This window comes from Leifsonia sp. L25 (assembly GCF_050632895.1).
The window spans coordinates 3,185,511-3,205,074 of sequence record NZ_JBODRZ010000003.1 but is presented as its reverse complement, the minus strand read 5'-3'; the positions used below and the strand labels follow the sequence as shown (position 1 = coordinate 3,205,074).

17 protein-coding genes and 2 pseudogenes are annotated in these 19,564 nt (G+C 68.5%); 2 read left to right on the top strand and 17 right to left on the bottom strand.

The features are described from left to right. Positions 1 to 31 precede the first annotated feature (31 nt). The 8 genes and pseudogenes from ACRAWC_RS20135 to ACRAWC_RS20100 form a co-directional block, all read right to left on the bottom strand. The gene (locus ACRAWC_RS20135) at positions 32 to 1,690 is read right to left on the bottom strand and encodes a dipeptide ABC transporter ATP-binding protein (protein ID WP_431349319.1); all 1,659 of its coding nucleotides are present in this window, start codon (positions 1,688 to 1,690) and stop codon (positions 32 to 34) included. Further along, positions 1,687 to 2,205, bottom strand: coding sequence for an ABC transporter permease (locus ACRAWC_RS20130; RefSeq protein ID WP_431349318.1), 519 nt, complete (start codon positions 2,203 to 2,205; stop codon positions 1,687 to 1,689). Before ACRAWC_RS20130 ends, ACRAWC_RS20135 begins: the two co-directional genes overlap by 4 nt. Before the next feature lie 76 nt (positions 2,206 to 2,281). After that, positions 2,282 to 2,494: a hypothetical protein gene (locus ACRAWC_RS20125; RefSeq protein WP_431349317.1), complete on the bottom strand. Its 213-nt coding sequence runs from the start codon at positions 2,492 to 2,494 to the stop codon at positions 2,282 to 2,284. A 63-nt stretch (positions 2,495 to 2,557) separates the two neighbouring features. Further along, complete coding sequence (locus tag ACRAWC_RS20120) at positions 2,558 to 3,487, bottom strand: ABC transporter permease (RefSeq protein WP_431349316.1); 930 nt, start codon at positions 3,485 to 3,487, stop codon at positions 2,558 to 2,560. A gap of 5 nt (positions 3,488 to 3,492) precedes the next feature. Continuing rightward, the gene (locus ACRAWC_RS20115) at positions 3,493 to 3,783 is read right to left on the bottom strand and encodes a hypothetical protein (RefSeq protein ID WP_431349315.1); all 291 of its coding nucleotides are present in this window, start codon (positions 3,781 to 3,783) and stop codon (positions 3,493 to 3,495) included. A gap of 146 nt (positions 3,784 to 3,929) precedes the next feature. Further along, positions 3,930 to 4,136 (bottom strand): annotated as a pseudogene (locus ACRAWC_RS20110) (ABC transporter substrate-binding protein); the annotation flags it as partial. After that, complete coding sequence (locus tag ACRAWC_RS20105) at positions 4,133 to 5,107, bottom strand: peptide ABC transporter substrate-binding protein (RefSeq protein WP_431349314.1); 975 nt, start codon at positions 5,105 to 5,107, stop codon at positions 4,133 to 4,135. The gene ACRAWC_RS20105 and the pseudogene ACRAWC_RS20110, both read right to left, overlap by 4 nt. Before the next feature lie 398 nt (positions 5,108 to 5,505). Further along, positions 5,506 to 7,362, bottom strand: coding sequence for a dipeptide ABC transporter ATP-binding protein (locus tag ACRAWC_RS20100; RefSeq protein ID WP_431349313.1), 1,857 nt, complete (start codon positions 7,360 to 7,362; stop codon positions 5,506 to 5,508). Positions 7,363 to 7,430: 68 nt separating this feature from the next. Here ACRAWC_RS20100 and ACRAWC_RS20095 point away from each other — a divergent pair, with 68 nt between their 5' ends. Further along, a complete protein-coding gene (locus ACRAWC_RS20095) occupies positions 7,431 to 8,057 on the top strand; it encodes a PH domain-containing protein (protein ID WP_431349312.1) in 627 nt (208 codons plus the stop codon). A 32-nt stretch (positions 8,058 to 8,089) separates the two neighbouring features. Here the strand turns inward: ACRAWC_RS20095 and ACRAWC_RS20090 are convergent, their stop codons facing one another. The 3 genes from ACRAWC_RS20090 to ACRAWC_RS20080 form a co-directional block, all read right to left on the bottom strand. Next, the gene (locus tag ACRAWC_RS20090; protein ID WP_431349311.1) at positions 8,090 to 9,103 is read right to left on the bottom strand and encodes an ABC transporter permease; all 1,014 of its coding nucleotides are present in this window, start codon (positions 9,101 to 9,103) and stop codon (positions 8,090 to 8,092) included. Beyond that, a complete protein-coding gene (locus ACRAWC_RS20085) occupies positions 9,103 to 10,635 on the bottom strand; it encodes an ABC transporter permease subunit (RefSeq protein ID WP_431349310.1) in 1,533 nt (510 codons plus the stop codon). Before ACRAWC_RS20085 ends, ACRAWC_RS20090 begins: the two co-directional genes overlap by 1 nt. A 187-nt stretch (positions 10,636 to 10,822) precedes the next feature. Next, complete coding sequence (locus tag ACRAWC_RS20080) at positions 10,823 to 12,616, bottom strand: ABC transporter family substrate-binding protein (protein ID WP_431349309.1); 1,794 nt, start codon at positions 12,614 to 12,616, stop codon at positions 10,823 to 10,825. A gap of 280 nt (positions 12,617 to 12,896) precedes the next feature. On the opposite strand from ACRAWC_RS20080, the pseudogene ACRAWC_RS20075 reads away from it, so the two are divergent. After that, positions 12,897 to 13,738, top strand: a pseudogene (locus ACRAWC_RS20075) (CPBP family intramembrane glutamic endopeptidase). A 22-nt stretch (positions 13,739 to 13,760) separates the two neighbouring features. Here the strand turns inward: ACRAWC_RS20075 and ACRAWC_RS20070 are convergent. From ACRAWC_RS20070 to gcvH, 6 genes are all read right to left on the bottom strand, one after another. Further along, positions 13,761 to 14,114 (bottom strand): hypothetical protein, encoded by a 354-nt coding sequence (locus ACRAWC_RS20070; RefSeq protein ID WP_431349308.1) that lies wholly within the window; start codon positions 14,112 to 14,114, stop codon positions 13,761 to 13,763. Then, positions 14,111 to 14,449 carry a hypothetical protein gene (locus ACRAWC_RS20065; RefSeq protein WP_431349307.1) on the bottom strand — a complete coding sequence of 113 codons (339 nt, stop codon included), beginning with the start codon at positions 14,447 to 14,449 and terminating at the stop codon, positions 14,111 to 14,113. The genes ACRAWC_RS20070 and ACRAWC_RS20065 overlap by 4 nt, the downstream gene beginning before the upstream one ends. Beyond that, on the bottom strand, positions 14,446 to 15,693 hold the full coding sequence (locus tag ACRAWC_RS20060; RefSeq protein WP_431349306.1) for a hypothetical protein: 1,248 nt from the start codon (positions 15,691 to 15,693) through the stop codon (positions 14,446 to 14,448). The genes ACRAWC_RS20065 and ACRAWC_RS20060 overlap by 4 nt, the downstream gene beginning before the upstream one ends. After that, positions 15,690 to 15,974, bottom strand: coding sequence for a hypothetical protein (locus tag ACRAWC_RS20055; protein WP_431349305.1), 285 nt, complete (start codon positions 15,972 to 15,974; stop codon positions 15,690 to 15,692). Before ACRAWC_RS20055 ends, ACRAWC_RS20060 begins: the two co-directional genes overlap by 4 nt. A 289-nt stretch (positions 15,975 to 16,263) precedes the next feature. Next, positions 16,264 to 19,173: an aminomethyl-transferring glycine dehydrogenase gene (gene gcvP, locus ACRAWC_RS20050; RefSeq protein WP_431349304.1), complete on the bottom strand. Its 2,910-nt coding sequence runs from the start codon at positions 19,171 to 19,173 to the stop codon at positions 16,264 to 16,266. A 14-nt stretch (positions 19,174 to 19,187) separates the two neighbouring features. Continuing rightward, complete coding sequence (gene gcvH / locus ACRAWC_RS20045; protein WP_431349303.1) at positions 19,188 to 19,562, bottom strand: glycine cleavage system protein GcvH; 375 nt, start codon at positions 19,560 to 19,562, stop codon at positions 19,188 to 19,190. Positions 19,563 to 19,564: the final 2 nt, after the last annotated feature.

Sequence of the window (19,564 nt, the reverse complement as noted above, 5' to 3'; positions counted from 1 at the left end):
CCCAGCGCCGGGGTGCCCTCGTGAACGGCGCTCAGCCGAGCGGGATCGTCGCACCGGGGACGGCGTCGAGAAGGGCGCGCGTGTACTCCTGGCGCGGGGAGGCGAACACCTCCGCCGTCGACCCGTGCTCCACCAGCCGGCCCCTCCGCATCACGCAGACGTCGTCCGCCATCCGGCGCACCACGCCGAGGTCGTGCGTGATGAACAGGTAGGTCAGCTCCAGGTCGTCCTGGAGTTCCGCGAGAAGGTCGAGCACCTGCGCCTGGACCAGCACGTCGAGCGCCGACACCGCCTCGTCGAGCACGACGATGTCGGGGTTCAACGCCAGGGCCCGGGCGATGGCGACGCGCTGCCGCTGGCCGCCGGAGAGCTCGTTCGGGTAGCGGGCGGCGAAGGACGCCGGAAGCGCCACCCGGTCGAGCAGCTCGGCGACGCGCCGGCGGCGGAAGGCGCGATCGCCGACGCGGTGCACGGCGAGCGGTTCGGCGATGCTGGCGCCGACGCTGCGGAGCGGGTCGAGCGAGCCGTACGGGTCCTGGAACACCGGCTGCATCCGGCGGCGGAGGGCGAAGACCTGCCGGCCGTTCAGGACGCCGGTGTCCTGGCCGTCGACCGCGATGCGGCCTCCGCTCGGCTCCTCCAGCCGAAGGATCAGCTTCGCGACCGTGGACTTGCCCGAGCCAGACTCGCCGACGAGGGCGGTCGTCGTGCCTTTCGGCACCGCGAAGCTCACGCCGTCCACGGCGGTGAGGGCCGACGACCGGAGACCGCCGCCGTGCACCCGGTAGACCTTCGTGAGCCCGTTGACCGCGATCGCCGGGGTCGCCTCGGCCGCCGCCGCCATTCGCCGCTCGGTCGTGCGCAGCGGCCCCGCGGCGGCGCTCGGGGCTGCCTCCACGAGCCGGCGTGTGTACGGGTGCGCGGGATGCCGAAGGATCTCGCGGCTCGGGCCGGACTCCACGACCCGGCCCCGGTGCATCACCACGACGCGGTCGGCGCGCTCGGCCGCGAGCCCGAGGTCGTGCGTGATCAGGAGCACCGTGGTGCCGAGCTCGCGGGTGAGCGCACCGAGGTGGTCGAGGATGCCGCGCTGCACCGTGGCGTCGAGGGCGGAGGTCGGCTCGTCCGCGATCAGGAGGGTCGGGTCCCCGGAGAGGCCGATCCCGATCAGCGCGCGCTGGCGCATCCCGCCGGAGAACTGGTGCGGGAACTGGCGGAGCCGGGTGCCCGCGTCGGCGAGCCCGGCCCGCTCCAGCACCTCGATCGCCTGAGCGCGCACGGCACGGCGGCCGGAGGCGGCGCCGTTCGCGCGAATCGCCTCCTCCACCTGGAAGCCCACGCTCCAGACCGGGTTCAGGCTCGACATCGGGTCCTGAGGGACGAAGCCGATCGCGCGGCCGCGGACGTCCTCCAGCTCCCTTCGGCCGAGCGCGGTGAGGTCCACGCCGTCGAGCACGATCGAACCGCCGAGGATGCGGCCGGCGCCGGGAAGCAGCCCGATGATCGCCTGCGCGGTGGTGGACTTGCCCGAGCCGGACTCGCCGACGATCGCGACCGTCTCCCCGCGGTGGACGGTGAGGTCGACGCCTTCGACCGCGGTCGCGACGCCGCCGCGTGTGGCGAAACCGACCCGGAGGTCCGACACCACGAGGAGCGGCTCCTCGCTCACGCGGTCTGCTGCTGCGTTCATCGACGCGCCCTCGCCTTCGGGTCGAGCGCGTCTCTGACAACCTCGCCGAGCATGATGAAGCTCAGCACCGTGACCGAGAGCGCCAGGGACGGGTAGACGAGCGTCTGCGGCGCCGTCCGGATGTCGTTCTGGGCCTGGCTGATGTCGTTGCCCCACGACATCACGTCGCTCGGCAGCCCGACGCCGAGGAACGAGAGCGTCGCCTCCGCGACGATCGCGCCCGCGAGCGACAGCGTCGTCACGACGATGACGGGCGCGAGCGAGTTGGGGAGCACGTGGCGCAGCAGGATGTGGAACCGCGACAGTCCGAGGGCTTTCGCAGCCAGCACGTGGTCGGCCGTCCTGACCCGGAGCACCTCCGCTCGCAGCACCCGCGCCGTCGCGGGCCACGCGAACACCCCGATCGCGAGCGAGATGACCCAGACGTTCGCGAACTTCGCTAAGACGGACATGATCACGACCGCCGCCAGGATGTAGGGGATCGAGAAGAAGATGTCGCCGACCCGGGACAGCACCGCGTCGATCCACCCCCGTAGAAGCCCGCCAGCGCGCCGAAAACGATTCCGAGGACGGCCATCAACGCGGTGGCGATCACGCCGACCGACAGCGACGTGCCCGTGCCGTGGACGATGCGCGAATAGATATCGCAGCCCTGCTTGGTGAACCCGAGGGGTGACCGGGGGCCGGGCCGCCGTTGCTGTCGGCGAGCAGGCAGTCGTTGTTCGGAGCGGCCTGCGCGAAGAGTCCGGGAAACAGGGCGACGGCCGTGACCAGCATGATGAGGACGACCGAGCACCAGAACATCGGCCGGCGCCGCAGGTCGTCCCACGCGTCCGACCAAGGGTGGCGCGGCGGCCCGCGGCGGGTTCACGACGCATAGCGAATCCTCGGGTCGAGAACGGCGTACAGCAGGTCGACGATCACGTTGACCACGAGATAGAGCAGGACCATCACCGTCACGAACGAGACCACCGTCGGGCCCTCACCCCGGATGATCGCCTGGTAGAGCGTGCGGCCGACGCCGGGAACGTTGAAGATCCCTTCCGTCACCGTCGCGCCGACGAGCATCACTCCGAAGTCGGTGGCGAGAAAGGTTACGACGGGGATCAGCGAGTTGCGCAGCACATGGACGGGCACGATCCGGCTGCGCCTCAGACCCTTGGCCGCCGCGACGCGCACGAAGTCCATCCCGTCCGTGTCGATGACCGACGAACGGGTGAGGCGGACGATCTGGGCGAAGCTGAACGCCGCCATCGCGACAGCCGGGAGGATGAGGTCCTGGAGCGGCGCCCCGGGCCCCGCCGTCGGGCGCACCCAGCCGGGCCAGATCCCGAAGACGTATTGAAGCACGAAGGCGATCACGAAAATGGGCACCGAGATGAGCAGCAGACTCACGACGAGCGCGCTCGCGTCGAAGAACCGGCCCTTCCCGAGCCCGCTCACGAGTCCGACCGCGATGCCGAGCACCGTCTGGATCGCGAGGGCCAGCAGTGCGAGCCTCAGTGTGACCGGGAACGTGCGGGCGAGGATCTCGCTCACCGGCTCGCCGGAGAACGACGTGCCGAAGTCGCCGCGCAGGATGCCGCCGAGGTAGTGGAGGTACTGGACGATGAACGGTTGGTCGAGGAGGTATCGGCTGCGCAACTCCGCGAGCACGGCCGGGCTCGGCGTCCGGTCGCCGAACAGGGCGACGATCGGGTCCCCGGGCAGGGCGAACACCATGAAGTAGATCAGCAGCGTGGTGCCCAGCAGGACGGGGACGGCCTGCAGCAGCCGGAAGCCGAGGAAGCGGATCATCGCCGCTAGGACGCCGCGCGCTTGGTGATCTGCTCGTACAGCGGGACCAGGTTCCAGGCAAACGTGACGTGATCGACGGACGCGCTGAAGCCCCCAGTGACGTTCTGGTACCAGAGCGGGATGGCGGGGAGGTCGCGCAACAGGAGCTCCTGCGCCGCCCGGAAGTCGGCGTTCGCCGCCTCCACGTCCGCCTCGGCGAGACCCTTCGCCAGCAGCGCGTCGAACTCCGGGTTCGCATAGCCGGAGTCGTTGGACAGCGCACCCGTCCCGTACACCGGCCGGAGGAACGTGAGCAATCCCGGGTAGTCGCCCTGCCAGCCGGCGCGAAACGCGGAGTCGATCGTGTGATCGGTGATCGCAGTGCGGAGCTGTGCGAACGTCGGCGAGGCCTCCCCTTCGCGTCGATCCCGAGGGTGTTCTTGATGTTGTTCGCGACGGCGTCGACCCAGCTCTGGTGGCCGCCGTCGGCGTTGTAGGCGATGGTGAATGTGCCGGTCCACGGTGAGAGCGCGTCCGCGGCCGCCCAGAGCTGCTTGGCCCTCTTCGCGTCGTGGCCGAGCACGCCGGAGCCGTCGAGCCGGTCGGACCAGCCGGGGAGCGCCGGGGACGTGAAGTCCTTGGCCGGGGTCCGCGTGCCGTCGAAGATCACCTTCGTGATCTGCGGCCGGTCGATCGCCAGCGAGAGGGCCTGCCGGCGCAGCCTCCCTCCTCGCCCGCGAAGTGCGCGAGCCGCTCGGGGATGGCGACGTTCTGGAAGACCGCGGCGGGCTGGTTGACCGCCCGGCCGTCGAGATCTTTTTCGAAGGTCGTGATCGCGGCGTCGGGGATCGCGTCGAGCACGTCGAGCGTCCCCGACCTCAGGTCGGCGTACGCGGAGTCCAGCGACGCGTAGAACACGAAGCGGAGTCCGCCGTTCTTCGCCTTCCGCGGGCCGGTGTACGCGGGGTTCGCGACCAGGTCGATGCTCTCGTCGTGCTTCCAGGCCCTCGCGCTCGCGAGCTTGTACGGGCCGTTCCCGACGGGGTGGGCGCCGAAGGCCTTCAGGTCCTCGAAGGCGACGCTCGGCAGCGGGTAGAAGGCCGAGAAGCCTAGGCGGAGCGGGAAGTCGGACACCGGAGACGTCAGGTCGACGGTGAATTCCGTGTCGCTGACGATCGTGAGGCCGGTCAGCTCGCTGTCCGTCTCGCTGGAGAACCCCTCGATGTCTTCGAAGAACGAGTTCAGGAGCTGCGCGTTGCTCTTCCTGGCCCCATGGTTCCACGCGTCCACGAACGAGCGGGAGGTGACCTTCTCGCCGTTGCTGAAAGTGCGGTCGCCGTTGATGGTGACGACGAAGTGCTGCGAGTCGCTCGTCTCGATCGACCGCGCGACGTCGTTGACCGGCGTGCCGTCGGCCTGGTAAGCGAGCAGGCCGGAGAACACCGCGTCGATGATCTTGCCGCCACCGGCCTCGTTCGTGTTGGTCGGGATGAGCGGGTTCTGCGGCTCGCTGCCGTTGGCGATGACGATGGCGGTGGTGTCCGCGGTCGACGCGGTGTCGGGGCCGCTGCAGGCGGTGAGCACGAGCGCGCCGGCCGCGGCGAGTGCCGCGGCGGAGCGGCCGAGAAGTCTGATGGACACGTATTCCTCCTGGAGCCGGGGGTCGACTCCAGACCTTAGGGTTCATCGCCTGGCGTTGCAAGTTTTTCTTGTTAGATTGAAATTCACAATCTGACGCGATACCGTTGCCTGGTGCGAAACACACTTCCCTTCCGCAGGTCCGCGGCGTTCAGTGCAATGACGCTCGCGGCCCTGTCGGTGGGGTTCACCGGCGCCCCCGGTGCCGCATCCCCCGAGCGGTCCGAAAGGACCTCTGTCAGCGAGAGGCAGACGGTGGGATGCGGCGCCGGAGTCGTCGAGTCAAGCCGGTTGCGGTCGACAGCGGCCCCCGCGCTGTGCGAGGTATCACTGAGGCTGTAAGCGATCGCAAATGAAAAGTGGGCCGCGTCAGCTGACGCGGCCCACTTCTCATGATCGGCTTACAGCCCCTGCGCCACCGGCGGCTCGGGCTGCTGCGGCAGACCTTCGTTGACCGGGACGACCTCGTCAGAGCCTGCCGCCAGGAGTTCCAGGCGCAGGGCGCGGCGGGCGCGCTGCTGCTCGGGGTCGGGCAGCGGCACCGCGGCCAGGAGGCGCTGGGTGTAGGCCTCCTTCGGGTAGCGGAGGATCTCGTCGCGGGTGCCGACCTCCACCAGTGCGCCGTGGTGCATCACGGCGATGCGGTCGGCGAGGACATCGATGACGGCCAGGTCGTGGGTGATGAACAGGCACGCGAAGTTCATCTCCCTCTGAAGCTGCTGCATCAGCTCCAGCACGCGCGCCTGCACCGACACGTCGAGCGCACTCGTCGGCTCGTCGGCGATCAGGACCGTCGGCTTCAGCGACAGCGCCCGGGCGATGCCGACACGCTGCTTCTGGCCGCCCGACAGCTCGTGCGGGAAGCGGCTGCGGTAGGCCCGCGGCAGCTCGACGCTGTCCAGGAGGCGGTCGACCTCCTTCGCCAGGCCGGCGCCCTTCAGGCCCTTCGCCAGGCGCAGGGGCTCGCCGATAGAGTCGGCGATCTGCAGGCGAGGGTTCAGCGACGACGACGGGTCCTGGAAAACGATGCCCACGTTGCGGTGCAGCTTGCGGATCTCGTCGCGGTTCGCCTTGCTGATGTCCTGGTCGGCCACCACGAGCTTGCCCGAGTGGATCGGCAGCAGGCCGATCGCGGCGCGGCCGAGCGTCGTCTTGCCCGAGCCCGACTCGCCCACCAGTCCGACGACCTCGCCCTCGTGGATCTTGAGGTCGATGTCGGTCGCCGCGCGGAACGCGGGGACCCGGCCGTGCTTCGGGTACTCGATGGCGACCTTCTCGAAGTCGACGACGACCTTGCGCTTGTCCATCTCCGCCTCCTGGGCGGCCGCGGCGGCGATGCGCTCGTTGACGCGGATGCGCTCGGCGTACTCGGCGTCCGGGTTCTCGGTGCCGGCGGCGAGGGCGGCGGTCGTGTCGATCTCCTCGTCCTCGCGCTGGCCGAGGTGCGGCACGGCGTCGAGGAGCGCGATCGTGTACGGGTGCTTCGGAGCGTCGAAGACCTCCTTGACCGTGCCGGCCTCGACGATGTCGCCCTTGCGCATCACGACGATGTTGTCGGCCAGGTCGGCGACGACGCCCATGTCGTGCGTGATGAGCAGGATGGCGCTGTCGAGGCGGTCGCGGAGGCTGCGGATGAGCTCCAGGATCTCGGCCTGCACCGTCACGTCGAGCGCCGTGGTCGGCTCGTCGGCGATGAGCAGCTTCGGGTCGCAGGAGATCGACTGGGCGATCATCGCGCGCTGGCGCTGGCCGCCGGAGAGCTGGTGCGGGTACGAGTTGAACGCCTTCACCGGGTCCGGCAGCTCGACCATGTCGAGCAGTTCGAGCGCGCGCTCCTTGGCCTCGTGCGGCGACATGCCGAAGTGGATGCGCAGCGTCTCGACGATCTGGGAACCGACCGTGTAGACGGGGTTCAGAGCCGTCATCGGCTCCTGGAAGATCACCGCGACCTGGCGTCCGCGCACCCGGCGCATCTGCGGCGGGGTCAGGCCGGTGAGCTCGCGCCCCTCCAGCTTGATCGAGCCGCGGACGCGGGAGTTCTCGGGCAGGAGGTCGAGGATCGCCATCGAGCTCGCACTCTTGCCGGAGCCGGACTCGCCGACGATGGCCAGCACCTCGCCCGCCTTGATCCGGTAGTTCAGCTTCTTGGCCGCGGGCACCCAGACGTTGTCCACGCCGAAGTCGACGGACAGGTCGGTGACCTCGAGCACGGGGGCGCCGACGACGACCCCGGCCCCGCCGGTGGTGTTCTCGGTCATGATTCGTGGTTCCTTTCGGGGGCGCGCTCGGGCGAGGTGGAGACGCTGCGGGATGAGAGCATGGACCCATGCCCTTCGTCTCCCCCGCCGAGCGCGAGGTTTTCGTGTCCCGGTTCAACCGGGTCCTTGCCGTTCTGATCTGGGCGGCCGCTGCCGCCCTCGTCGTCGGCCTTCTGGTGAGCGTGCACGATATGCGCCTGCTCTACGTCGTGCCGTGCGCGCTGTTCGCGTTCATCGGCTGGGCGCTGCTCTGGCGTCCGCGGCTGGCGATCGGCGACGAGGGCATCGAGGTGATCAACGTCACGCGCACCGTGGACATCCCGTGGCAGGCGCTCATCCACGTGGACACCAAGTACGCGCTCACCCTCTACACGCCGGGACGCAGGTTCCCGGTGTGGTCCGCTCCCGCTCCCGGAACGGCGCGCACGCTGCGCGCCACCCGTCAGGAGACCGCCGGTCGCGTCGGCAAGCCGAACGTCGCGGACAGCGTGCGCCGTCCTGGCGACCTGCTGAACACCGAGTCCGGCGCCGCGGCCGAGGTGGTGCGGCGCCGCTGGACCCAGCTTCAGCAGAACGGGACGATCGACAGCGGCCTCGCGGACGAGACGCCCGTGACGGTCCGCTGGCACCTCGTCGCGCTGGCCGTGCTGACCGTTCTCGCGGTCGGCACGGTCGCCGCCCTGCTGGCGGCCTGAGGAGGCCACCAGCAGCGCAGCGCCGGCGGATGTCACAGCACGTCCTCCGCGAGGGCCACGCCCGTGCGGGGTCCGCCGAAGTCGTCCTCGCCGGGCTCCGGCTCCTCCTCGCGCATCTTGCGGAGGTTGAACCGGCGGTGGCGCGGGTCGAACGCGTCGCGCAGACCGTCGCCGACGAAGTTGACCAGCAGCGCAAGCGTCACGATGAACGCGCCGGGCCACCAGAACAGCCACGGACGGGTCTGGAAGGCCGACTCGTTCGAGCTGATCAGCAGGCCGAGCGAGACGTCCGGCGGCCGGATGCCGAAGCCGAGGAACGACAGCGCGGTCTCGAGCAGGATGGCCGAGGCCATGATGAGCGTCGAGGAGACGATGACGACGCCGATGGCGTTCGGCAGGATGTGCTTGAAGATGATCCGCATGTCCGACGCGCCGGCCACGCGGGCCGCCTCGACGAACTCGCGCTCACGCAGCGACAGGAACTCGCCCCGCACCAGACGGGCGATGCCCATCCAGGAGAAGAAGCCGAGCATCAACGCGAGGAAGAACGCTCCAAGACCGCCGAACATGTGGCCGACGACCGACCCGATCACTAGCGCGGGGATCACGATGAAGACGTCTGTGATGCGCATCAGGATCGCGTCGACGATTCCGCGGAAGTAACCCGCGATCGCGCCGACGACGACGCCCACCACGCTGGCGATCAGGCCGAGGACGACCATCACCAGCACCGAGTTCTGGATGCCGCGCATGGTCAGCGCGAAGTAGTCCTTGCCGATGCGGTCCTGGCCGAACGGGTGCTCGGCGCTCGGGGCGCCCTGGTTGACCTGGTCGTTCAGCGCGATGTAGTCGTACTTCCACCAGCCGTGGATCGGGCCGATGCCGATCGCGGAGATGGAGAACAGCACGATCAGGATGAAGAGGATCGCGCTGGCGACGGCGACCTTGTTGGACAGGAAGCGCTTCCAGATCAGCTTCCCCTGGCTGACGGGCGGGGAGCTCGGCTCCTGCAGCTCGTCGGCGATCATGGGTTCAGTGGTCGACATCAGCGGACCCTCACTCTCGGGTCGAGCGCGGCGTAGGCCAGGTCCGCGAGGAAGTTGAACAGGATGGCCATGATCGCGATGATCACGAAGTACGCCATGACCGGGTTCAGGTCGCCGCGGAACAGGCCGGCGTAGAACAGCGAACCCATGCCGGGGATGGCGAAGACCTTCTCCGTGATGATGGCGCCACCGAGCAGGGCGCCCACGTCGAACGCCACCAGCGTCGTGATCGGTATGAGCATGTTGCGGAAGGCGTGCCGCACCACGACGGTCCGCTCTGGGAGGCCCTTGGCCCGCGCCGTGCGGATGAAGTCCTGGTTGAGTACCTCGAGCATGCCGGCCCGCGAGTAGCGGGTGTAGGACGCGAACGAGATCAGCAGCAGCGCGATCGTGGGCAGGGCCAGGTGCGTGAAGGTGTCGAGGCCGGTCACCCACATGTCGCCGGTGAGGCCGGGGGTCGACGAGCCGACCGTCGCGATCGGGCGCCCGTTGGTGTCCTGGAAGTATGCCGGCCACGCCTGCATGAAGCGGTCGACGATGATCAGGAAACCGGAGACGACCGTGACGATGACGGCGACACGCATGTTCTGGCCGCGGTCGTAACCGCCGACGAGCCAGCCGATGAGGAGGCTGACGCCGATCGCGACGATGGCCAGGATCACGATCGTGGCCGGCGTCGAGATGTTGAACAGCCACTGCAGCCCGAAGTAGCAGACCAGCGACACGGCGCCGGCGATGCTCGCGGCGATCAGCGCGCGGCGGCTCTGCAGTCCGGCCGTCAACGCGGTCGCGCCGATGACGGTCCCGGCGATCAGGATGATCATCACGACCGGGCCGAGGCCCGGGTGCAGGAACCAGTTGGTGACGCTCATCAGCAGCAGCACACCCGCGGTGGCGACGCCGGAGACGGCGAATGTGACCGCACGTCGGCGCATGTCACCGCCGATCAGCGACTGCCAGATGAGTCCGGCCACCAATCCGATCAGCACCGCGACCCACCAGGGGATCGTCGGGTTGCCCAGGAAGTTGTTGAAGCCGATGGCCACGAACTCCTTGAGGAGGACGGCCACGAGGAACGCCGGGAGGGAGTACAGGAAGAAGCTGAGGAACGTGACGACGTTGTCGAGTCCGCTGTACTGCCGGAGGGCGGTGACGATACCGATCGTGACACCGAGCAGGATCGCGAGGATGAGCGCGACGGTGACCAGCTGAACGGTCGAGCCGAGCGCCTGCGGGAGGATGTCCACCACCTTCGCGTTCGAGATGGTCGAGCCCAGGTCGCACGAGTTCGCGAACGGGATGAGGCACTTGGCCGCGCCTCCCAGCCAGAGCAGCCACCGCAGGGGCGGGACCACGTCGAGCTGGAGGAGCTGGATACGCGCGTTGATGAGCTGCGTCTTGTTGGGGGAATTGCTGCTTCGCAGATCCTGGAGCGGGTCGGCGCTGTACGCGACCAGCATGTACATCAGGAACGAAGCGGCGATGATGATGAGCACTGAGACCAGGAGTCGTCTCAGGATGAAACTCGCCATAGGTTCAAAACCTTCACTGACAGGGCGCGCCATTGCGGGTTGGCGGCGAGGAGCTCGCCTGGCGCGATTCGGGGGGACGACCGGATCACGGCCGCCGACTACATGATAACGGGGCGCCGACTCGAAGCCGACGCCCCGTCGCAGCGGAGTGCCCGGGGGTCACCCGGGCACTCTTACTGTCGAGCGTTTACTTCGCGGTGGAGGACTTCACAGTCCACTGCCAGAAGTTCCAGAACGGGCCGTTCTGGTTGCCCATGTACTTCACGCCGTCGACGCGAGACGTGGCACCGAAGACACCCGGGAGCTGGAAGAGCGGCAGACCGTAGCCCTGCGAGAAGGCGGTCTTGTCGATCTTCATCTCCAGCGAGGTGAGCTTGCTGGTGTCGAGCGTCGTCTGGGTGGCCAGAGCGTCGTCGTTCGCCGCCGAGAAGCGGTTGTAGTTGCCGCCACCGGTAGTGGTGAACAGCTGCGGGATCTGCGAGGTGCCGGCGCCCGGGCTGATCCAGCCGAAGAGCGACGCGTCGTAGTTACCGCCCGGGAGGAGCTTGCTCCAGTCCGGCGAGCCGGCGTCGACGACCTTGAAGCCGGCCTTGGCGGCGGACGCCGAGATGGCCTGGAACTCGTCGACACGGTTCGGGTTGTTCGTGTTGTACAGGATGCGGACGGTCGGGGTCGCACCGGCGAGCAGCGTCTTGGCGCCCGCGATGTCCACCTTGTCGTACGCGGAGGAGCCGTTCTGCTTGACCGAGTCGCCGTACATCGGCTGCTGGTTCGGCAGCCAGATCTGCGAGTTCAGGACCTTCGCCTTCGGGTTCACCGGGGTGACGATCGAGTCGAGGATCTGCTGACGCGGGATCGTCTTGAGGAACGCCTCACGGACCTTCGGGTCGGCGAAGACCTGCGAACCGAAGTTCAGGTCGAGGTGGTCGTACGACGCCTGGTCGCCGGTCAGGACCTTCGCGCTGGTCTTCTTGAGAGCAGTCAGCGTGTCGGCCGAGGCCTGCGGGTTGATGATGTCGACCTCACCGTTCTGGAGAGCGGTGACCTGGGCGTTCGCGTCCGGGATGATGCGGAACACGATCTTGTCCACGGACGGCTTGAGGCCGCCGTCGTAGTACTTGTTCTGCGCCATGGTGAGCGACTGGCCCGGGGTCCACGACGACACGACGAACGGGCCGGAGGAGACCAGCAGGTCGGGGTCGGTCGGGAACGCGGTCACGTCGTAACCGGTGTTGACGAACTTCGCCGCCTTCTCCAGCGTCGCGTTCGGGGCGACCGGAGCGTCCGGGTTGCCCTTCGGCAGCGTCTTCAGCAGCTTGGTCAGGTCGGCGGCCGAGGACAGGCCCGCCTTCTTGGCCACGATGTGCGCCGGCTGTGCGATCGGGTTGACGAGCTCCCAGTCCACGTACGGCGTGGAGTACTTGAGCGTGATCGACGTGTTGTTGTCGCCCACGGTCGGGTAGTCGGTCGAGTCGATGCCCGCAGTCGAGCCCGCGATCGAGAAGTACTGCGTACCGCTCGTCACGTTGCCCTGGTTGTCGAACTTCGCGGAGTCGTAGTGACCGGAGGCGATGGCCCAGGCGAGGATCATGTCGTCAGCGGTGACGGGCTGGCCGTCGGACCACTTGTCGTTCTTGTTCAGGGTGTACTTGACCGTGAGCGGGTTGTCCGAGAGCTTCTCGAACTTTCCGAACTTGTTGTCGTGGACGATCTTGTAGTTGTTGTCGATGTACTGGAAGCCAGTACCGTACGACCCGTCCAGGTAGCCGACCTGGCCGTTGGTGTCCAGGTTGCCCTGCGGGGTCTGTGAGTTGAACGAGGTGAAGTCGTTCACGACAGCGACCGTCACGGTGCCGCCCTTGGCCGCGGACGAGGTCCCCGTGCTGCCGGTCGTGGTGCAGGCAGACAGCGCGAGCGCTGCAACGCCGGCGACGGCGACGGCGCTGACCGCGTACCTGACCTTTCTTCCCTTGATGTGCAATGTTCCTCCTGTGCGAAGTGTGCGGCAGCACGGGCATGCGAGAGCACCGTACCCCGCGGGATAAGAATGACCCTAGGTACGGTTGAGGGTGAATGCAAAATGGGGCTGGAAAACGTTACACAGTGGTAACTCAGTCGGTGGATTGTTGCGTCCACGCCACGGATTCGGTGGTCCTGGAGCGTGATACGCAAGAATCCGCGCGGTTCCGTCGGTCGATGCTCGGATTTCGTTGAGGCGTGTGCTCATCCCCGAGCCCTCCCGCGCCTGGCAGGATGCACATATGAGCACTGAAGCGGTCCGGCCGGGTCGAACCACGCCCGGTCTACCCACCTGGACCGGCGAGACGCCTGTCGCCCGCGGCGAGCGGCCACGGCTCTGGTGGGAGGTCGCGATCGTACTCGGGCTGTCGCTCGGCCAGTCCGCCGTCTACTCCATCGTCACGATCGTGGACCGGTCCACGCAGAGCACCCCCTGGCGAATCAGACCGCGCAGGTCAACCCGTCGCAATCCAGCCGGGAGGTCTTCGACTTCCTGTATCAGTTCCTCGGCAATGCGTTCCCGCTGTTCGCCGTGGCGCTGGTGATCTTCCTGCTCTGGCAGCCGCTGCGCACCGGCTTCCGCCGGATCGGCTTGGACCTCAGCCGCCCGGGCCGCGACCTCGGCGGCGGCCTGGTGCTCTTCCTGGTGATCGGCGTGCCCGGCATCCTGTTCTACGCGCTCGGCCGGGTGCTCGGTCTCACGGTGCAGGTGCAGGCGTCCCCGCTCGACACGCACTGGTGGACGGTACCGATCCTGATCTTCGCGGCGCTGCGGGCCGGCCTCCAGGAGGAGGTGATCGTCGTGGGCTACCTGTTCACGCGGCTGCGTCAGCTCGGCTGGGGACAGTTTCGGTGGGGGAAGTGGAACATCATCGTCGCCGCCGCACTGCTCCGCGGAAGCTACCACCTGTACCAGGGCTTCGGGCCGTTCGTCGGCAACGCGATCATGGGTGTCGTCTTCGGCTGGTGCTACACGCGCTGGGGCCGCGTGATGCCGCTCGTGGTCGCGCACGTCATCATCGACATCGTCTCCTTCGTCGGCTACCCGCTCGCCGTCGCCCTCTGGCCGCACATCTTCGGTTGACCGGCGGCGCTGCCCGGCCCGATCAGCCCTCCGGCCGGTCCCGCTCTCGCTGGTGCTCGTGGAGTCTCTCGAGTTCGCGTGCGTGGCGGGGCTGGAGCGCTCGGTGGTCCTCATCAAGGCGGGCGACCACGGCGGCGGCCGAGCGGATGTTCTCGTCCATGTCGTGTGCGAGCTGCGCGAAGACCGCCCTGAACCGGGGGTCGTCGGCAGCGCCCTGCCGGGCGAGTTCGTAGAAGCCCTCCTCCATCGACCGCATCCTCGACCGGTAGTACGAGACGTACTCGTCGGCCTGCTCGACCCGGCGCCGCGCGAGCGCGTCCTCCTCGCGGTGGGTCTCCTCCAACTCACCCCGTGTGCGGAACTCGCGGTGCGTCATGGGGTGATGCTGTCCACTGCGCGGGTGTAATCGTTCTTCGACGCGATGTGTTCGAGCCCCGCCGTCACCTTCTTCTCGACGGCACCGGAAAGCGCCGCTGCGACGTTCGCTCTGCCGAGGGTGACGTTCACCGCGATGACAGCTCCTTCCATGACCACCCGGTTGGCAGTCTTCACGACCCCGTACTGGGTGTGGACCACCGGCGGAAGGGTCGCATCCAACAGGCTCTTCGCCGCCTGATGGACGGCGCCATCGATCGCGTGGATGGTCGCATCCACCGTGCCCGATACATCCGTGACCGCCTCCTCGATGAGGTCACCCAGCCACGACATCACGAACCACCCATCGAACCCAGTGCATAGGCCTGCGCCCACCGCGCATCCTGTTCGACCGCGTTCTGGACCGTGTTCATCACCCCGTGCGAGATCCGCCCCACCGTGTCGATGTGGTCGTCCACGAGATCGTTCACCGCCGCGACCGCCTCCACGTCGATGTTCTGCTCCACCTGGAGACTGTGGGCTCTCACGCACTCCTCGATGTCCGCCTCCGTCACCCACGGATACAGTTGCGCGGCCAGGCTCTTCGCGTTGGTCAACGCCGTCGTCATCGCCGGAACGAGCCCGTTGTTCACGTCTTTGATGGTCTGCAGGTGAGTTACGACTCCCCCGACGCTCGACGCCAGCCCCAGCGCCGCCACCGTGTCCACTGCGACGACGAGACCCGATAACACCGCCCCCGTGGTGACCGCGCCGACCCCGTTGACCGTCGAGACGATCCCGTCCAGGACCCGCAGCGTCTGCCCCTGCCCGGGACTGGCGATATCCACCAGGTCCGCGATCTCCGCCACCGTGCGGCTTCTGCCGCCCGCACCCAGCATGGCACCCAACCGATCGAACGCGAACGCGGCGCCCAGATCGTGATGCTCGATGACGCCCTTCCACAGGTCGTCCTCGACGAAGACGCCGGCGCCCGTCCCGTGCCCCAGGACGTTCCCGACCAGGTCGAACTGGTTCACGTAGTTCGTCAGCACAGATCCACCCCGCTTGCGCTCCGCCTGGACCCACTCCTTCGCCTGCGCAGACAACGCATCCCACGGATCCGGACCGTTGAAGCTGGTCGACGGCCAATGCTTCTCCGCAGCGACATACAGTGCGAGGAACCCGCCGAGGGAGTGCCCCACCGTCTCGATCCGCGCCCCCGCATGCCCCTCCGCCGCGAGCCGCTGCTCCACCCGCTCAGCGAACTTCACCGCCTCCCGAACCTGAGTACCCTCCCCCGTCCGCCGCCCCACCACCGAGACCAAGTCCGCGACGACATCGGCGCGATCGTCGGGGTTCGTGCCCGCGAACGCGACGAAGACCTGCGAATAGTCCGGAACCCCGTCGACCACAGGGACCACCGCCATGCCCTGGAAACCGGTGCCCGGGTCGGTCCCGGTGTCGTACACCTGGAACTTCTGGTTGGTCATCTTGCCGCTGGTGTAGAACGAGTCGCCCTTCTTTCTGGGCGGATCCAGCTTCAGCGCGTCCACAACGTACGCCTCGTTCGCGATAGCGGCGTAGTCCTGGGCGCTCGTCATTCGATCACCTCCGATGAACCGTCGCTGAAGACCACAGTCACGGGGATCGGTCTCGAAGTTGGCGCTATGTCAGGCAAAGGATCGCCGCCCAGAACATGGATACCGATGATCTCCTGATACTCCTTGCCGGCAATCGTGACGACAACGTTGGCACACCAGTACGCACCGAGGCCCGGCTTACCGCCCTCCTGCGTGAAGCTGATCTTCTCCACACCGCCCTGCTGCTCGAGGAAAGCAATCGCGGCCTTCCTCTGGTTGGCGAGATTTGTCTCCGTGTTCACTTCTTTTCCTCCCCATGCGCACCCGCTCAGCCCGAGAACCAGGGCAGCCGCACTTATGAGGAGGGGCAGTGGTATGCGAGCCCTCATCACGAGCCGGTGCCGCATGCCAAGACACCTTTCATTCGGAGGCCGCCACGCCGACGCCGGCCACTTGAGGCAGACTAACACCATCCGTTTGCAATCACACCCAATAGAATTTCTATTGCAAGCATTTCGCCGCACAAACGCAACGGCCGAGCCACGGACGAATCCGTGGCTCGGCGGTTCGAGCGGTGTGATGGGGCGGAGACTAGGCGAACGCCTCCGGCGGCGGGCAGGCGCAGAAGAGGTTGCGGTCGCCGTAGGCCTGGTCGATGCGGCGCACCGGCGGCCAGTACTTGTTGCGGACGAGCGTGGGGACCGGGTAGACGGCCTGCTCGCGCGTGTAGGCGTGGTCCCAGTTGGAGGTCGCGATCGACTCCGCGGTGTGCGGTGCGTTCCGCAGCGGGTTGTCGTCGGCCGGCCAGTCACCCGCGGCGACCGCGTCGGCCTCGGCCTTGATCGCGACCATCGCGGTGACGAAGCGGTCGAGCTCGGCGAGGTCCTCGCTCTCGGTCGGCTCCACCATCAGCGTGCCCGCGACCGGGAACGACATGGTCGGCGCATGGAAGCCGAAGTCGATGAGGCGCTTGGCCACATCGTCCACGGTGACGCCGGTGCGCTCGGTGAGCGGCCGGACGTCGAGGATGCACTCGTGCGCGACCAGCCCGTTGTCGCCCGCGTACAGCACCGGGAAGTGCTCGCGCAGCTTCGCGGCGACGTAGTTGGCAGCCAGCACCGCGGCGCCGGTGGCGTCCGCCAGGCCCTGAGCGCCCATCATCCGGACGTACGCCCACGAGATCGGGAGGATGCTCGGGCTGCCGTACGGGGCCGCGGAGACCGGGGCGCCGCCGTGCTCGATCCGGCCGTCAGGACCGTCCGCGCCGACGAGCACGTGCGTGGCGTCCTGCGCGAGCGGGTGGCCGGGCAGGAACGGCGCGAGGTGCGCCTTCGCCGCCACCGGGCCCACGCCGGGGCCGCCGCCGCCGTGCGGGATGCAGAAGGTCTTGTGCAGGTTGAGGTGGCTGACGTCGCCGCCGAAGTCGCCGAACCGGGCGTAGCCGAGCAGCGCGTTCAGGTTGGCGCCGTCGACGTAGACCTGTCCCCCGGCCTCGTGCACCGCGGAGGTGATCGCGACGACTTCGTGCTCGTAGACGCCGTGCGTCGACGGGTACGTGATCATCAGCGCGGCGAGAGTGTCGGCGTTGGCCGCGATCTTCGCGCGCAGGTCGCCGAGGTCGACGTTCCCGAGTTCGTCCGTCGCGACCACGACGACGCTCATGCCGGCGAGCACGGCGGAGGCCGCGTTGGTGCCGTGCGCCGACTGCGGGATGAGGCAGACGGTGCGCTGGAGGTCGCCGCGCGAGCGGTGGTAGCCGCGGATCGCGAGGAGGCCGGCGAGCTCGCCCTGGCTGCCCGCGTTCGGCTGCAGCGACACGGTGTCGTAGCCGGTGACGTCGGCGAGCCAGCCCTCGAGCTGGTCGATGAGCTCGAGTGACCCGGCCACGTCCGCCGCGGGGGCGAACGGGTGCAGCGCGGCGAACTCGGGCCAGGTGACGGCCTCCATCTCGGTGGCCGCGTTGAGCTTCATCGTGCACGACCCCAGCGGGATCATGCCGCGGTCGAGCGCGTAGTCGCGGTCCTGGAGCTGACGGAGGTAGCGCATCATCGCCGTCTCCGAGTGGTGCGTGGAGAACACCGGGTGCGTGAGGAAGTCCGACGTGCGCGCGAGGGCTCCATCGAATGACGGCTCGGACCCGAACGCGAGCGCGGGCTCGCCGTCCACCGACCCGCCGAGCACCTCGATCAGGTCGCCGACCGGGAAGATGCCGTCGCGCAGATCGGCGGCGGTCTCTTCGTCGAGGCTCAGCGACACCAGGCCGGCGTCGATGGCGTGCAGCAGGAGGCCGCGCTCGTGGGCGCGCTCGACGACCGTGGCCGCGTCGTCCACCTCGACCACGAGGGTGTCGAAGAACGAGCGGGAGCGGACATCCACCCCGGAAGCGCGCAGCGCGTCGGCGAGCGCGACGGCCGAGAGGTGCACGTGGCGGCCGATCGCGCGCAGGCCGGCCGGGCCGTGGTAGACCGCGTACATCGCGGCCATGACAGCCAGCAGCACCTGGGCGGTGCAGATATTGGAGGTCGCCTTCTCCCGGCGGATGTGCTGCTCGCGGGTCTGCAGGGTGAGCCGGTAGGCGGGCTTGCCGATCGCGTCCTGCGAGACGCCGACCAGGCGGCCGGGGAGCTGGCGCTCCAGGCCCTTCCGGACCGCCATGTAGCCGGCGTGCGGGCCGCCGAAGCCCATCGGGACGCCGAAGCGCTGGCTGGTGCCGACCGCGACGTCGGCGCCGAGCTCGCCCGGCGAGGTGAGCTGGGTGAGGGCGAGAAGATCGGCGGCGGCCACGACGACGGCGCCCGCGGCCTTCGCGGCGGCGATGACGGCGGACGGGTCCCACACCCGCCCGGAGGCGCCGGGGTACTGCACGAACAGGCCGAACGCCTCCTGCAGCTCCGCGGCGTCGGCGGGCGTGGAGGCCAGGTCGAGCACGACCAGCTCGATGCCGACCGCCTCGGCGCGGTTGCGCAGCAGCGCCAGGGTCTGCGGGAAGGTGTCGGCGTCCACGACGAACGTCGCGCCGGCGGCTTTGGAAGCGCGGCGCGCCAGCAGCATGCCTTCGACGACGGCGGTGCCCTCGTCGAGCATGGAGGCGTTCGCGGTATCCAGGCCGGTCAGATCGGAGACCATCGTCTGGAAGTTGATCAGCGCCTCCAGGCGGCCCTGGGAGATCTCCGGCTGGTACGGCGTGTACGCGGTGTACCAGCCCGGGTTCTCCAGCACGTTGCGCTTGATCACCGCCGGGGTGATCGTGCCGTAGTAGCCGAGGCCGATCAGGCTGCGGTTCACGGTGTTGCGCGCGGCGAGCGCCCGCAGCTCGCGGAGCGCCGCGCGCTCGCTGATCGGGGCGGGCAGCGCGGAGACGCGCCCGGGCGCGATGCGGATGGAGTCCGGCACTGCGGCGGAGACGAGGGCCTCCACCGATTCGTACCCGAGGGCGGACAGCATGGATCGCTGCGCGTCCCCGTCGGTGCCGATGTGACGCGTCTGGAACTGGTCGCTCATGTCTAGCGGTTGCCTTACTCGCCCGTGAGGGCCTTGTACTCGTCGTAGGAGAGGAGGCCGTCGGGGAGGGCGGTGAAGGTCACCTTGATGAGCCAGCCCTCGCCGAACGGGTCGCTGTTGACCAGCTCGGGCGCGTCGACCACGGCCTGGTTGGCCTCGGCGACGGTGCCGTTCACGGGCGCGAAGAGCTCGCCGACCGACTTGGTCGACTCGATCTCGCCGACCACCCGGCCGGCAGCGACATCGCTGCCCTCCGCGGGGAGCTCGACGAACACGACGTCGCCCAGCTTCTCGGCCGCGTAGCTCGTGATGCCGACCGTCGCGGTGTCGCCCTCGACGAGGAGCCACTCGTGCTCGGCGGTGTACTTCAGGTCCTGCTCTGCGGCCATGG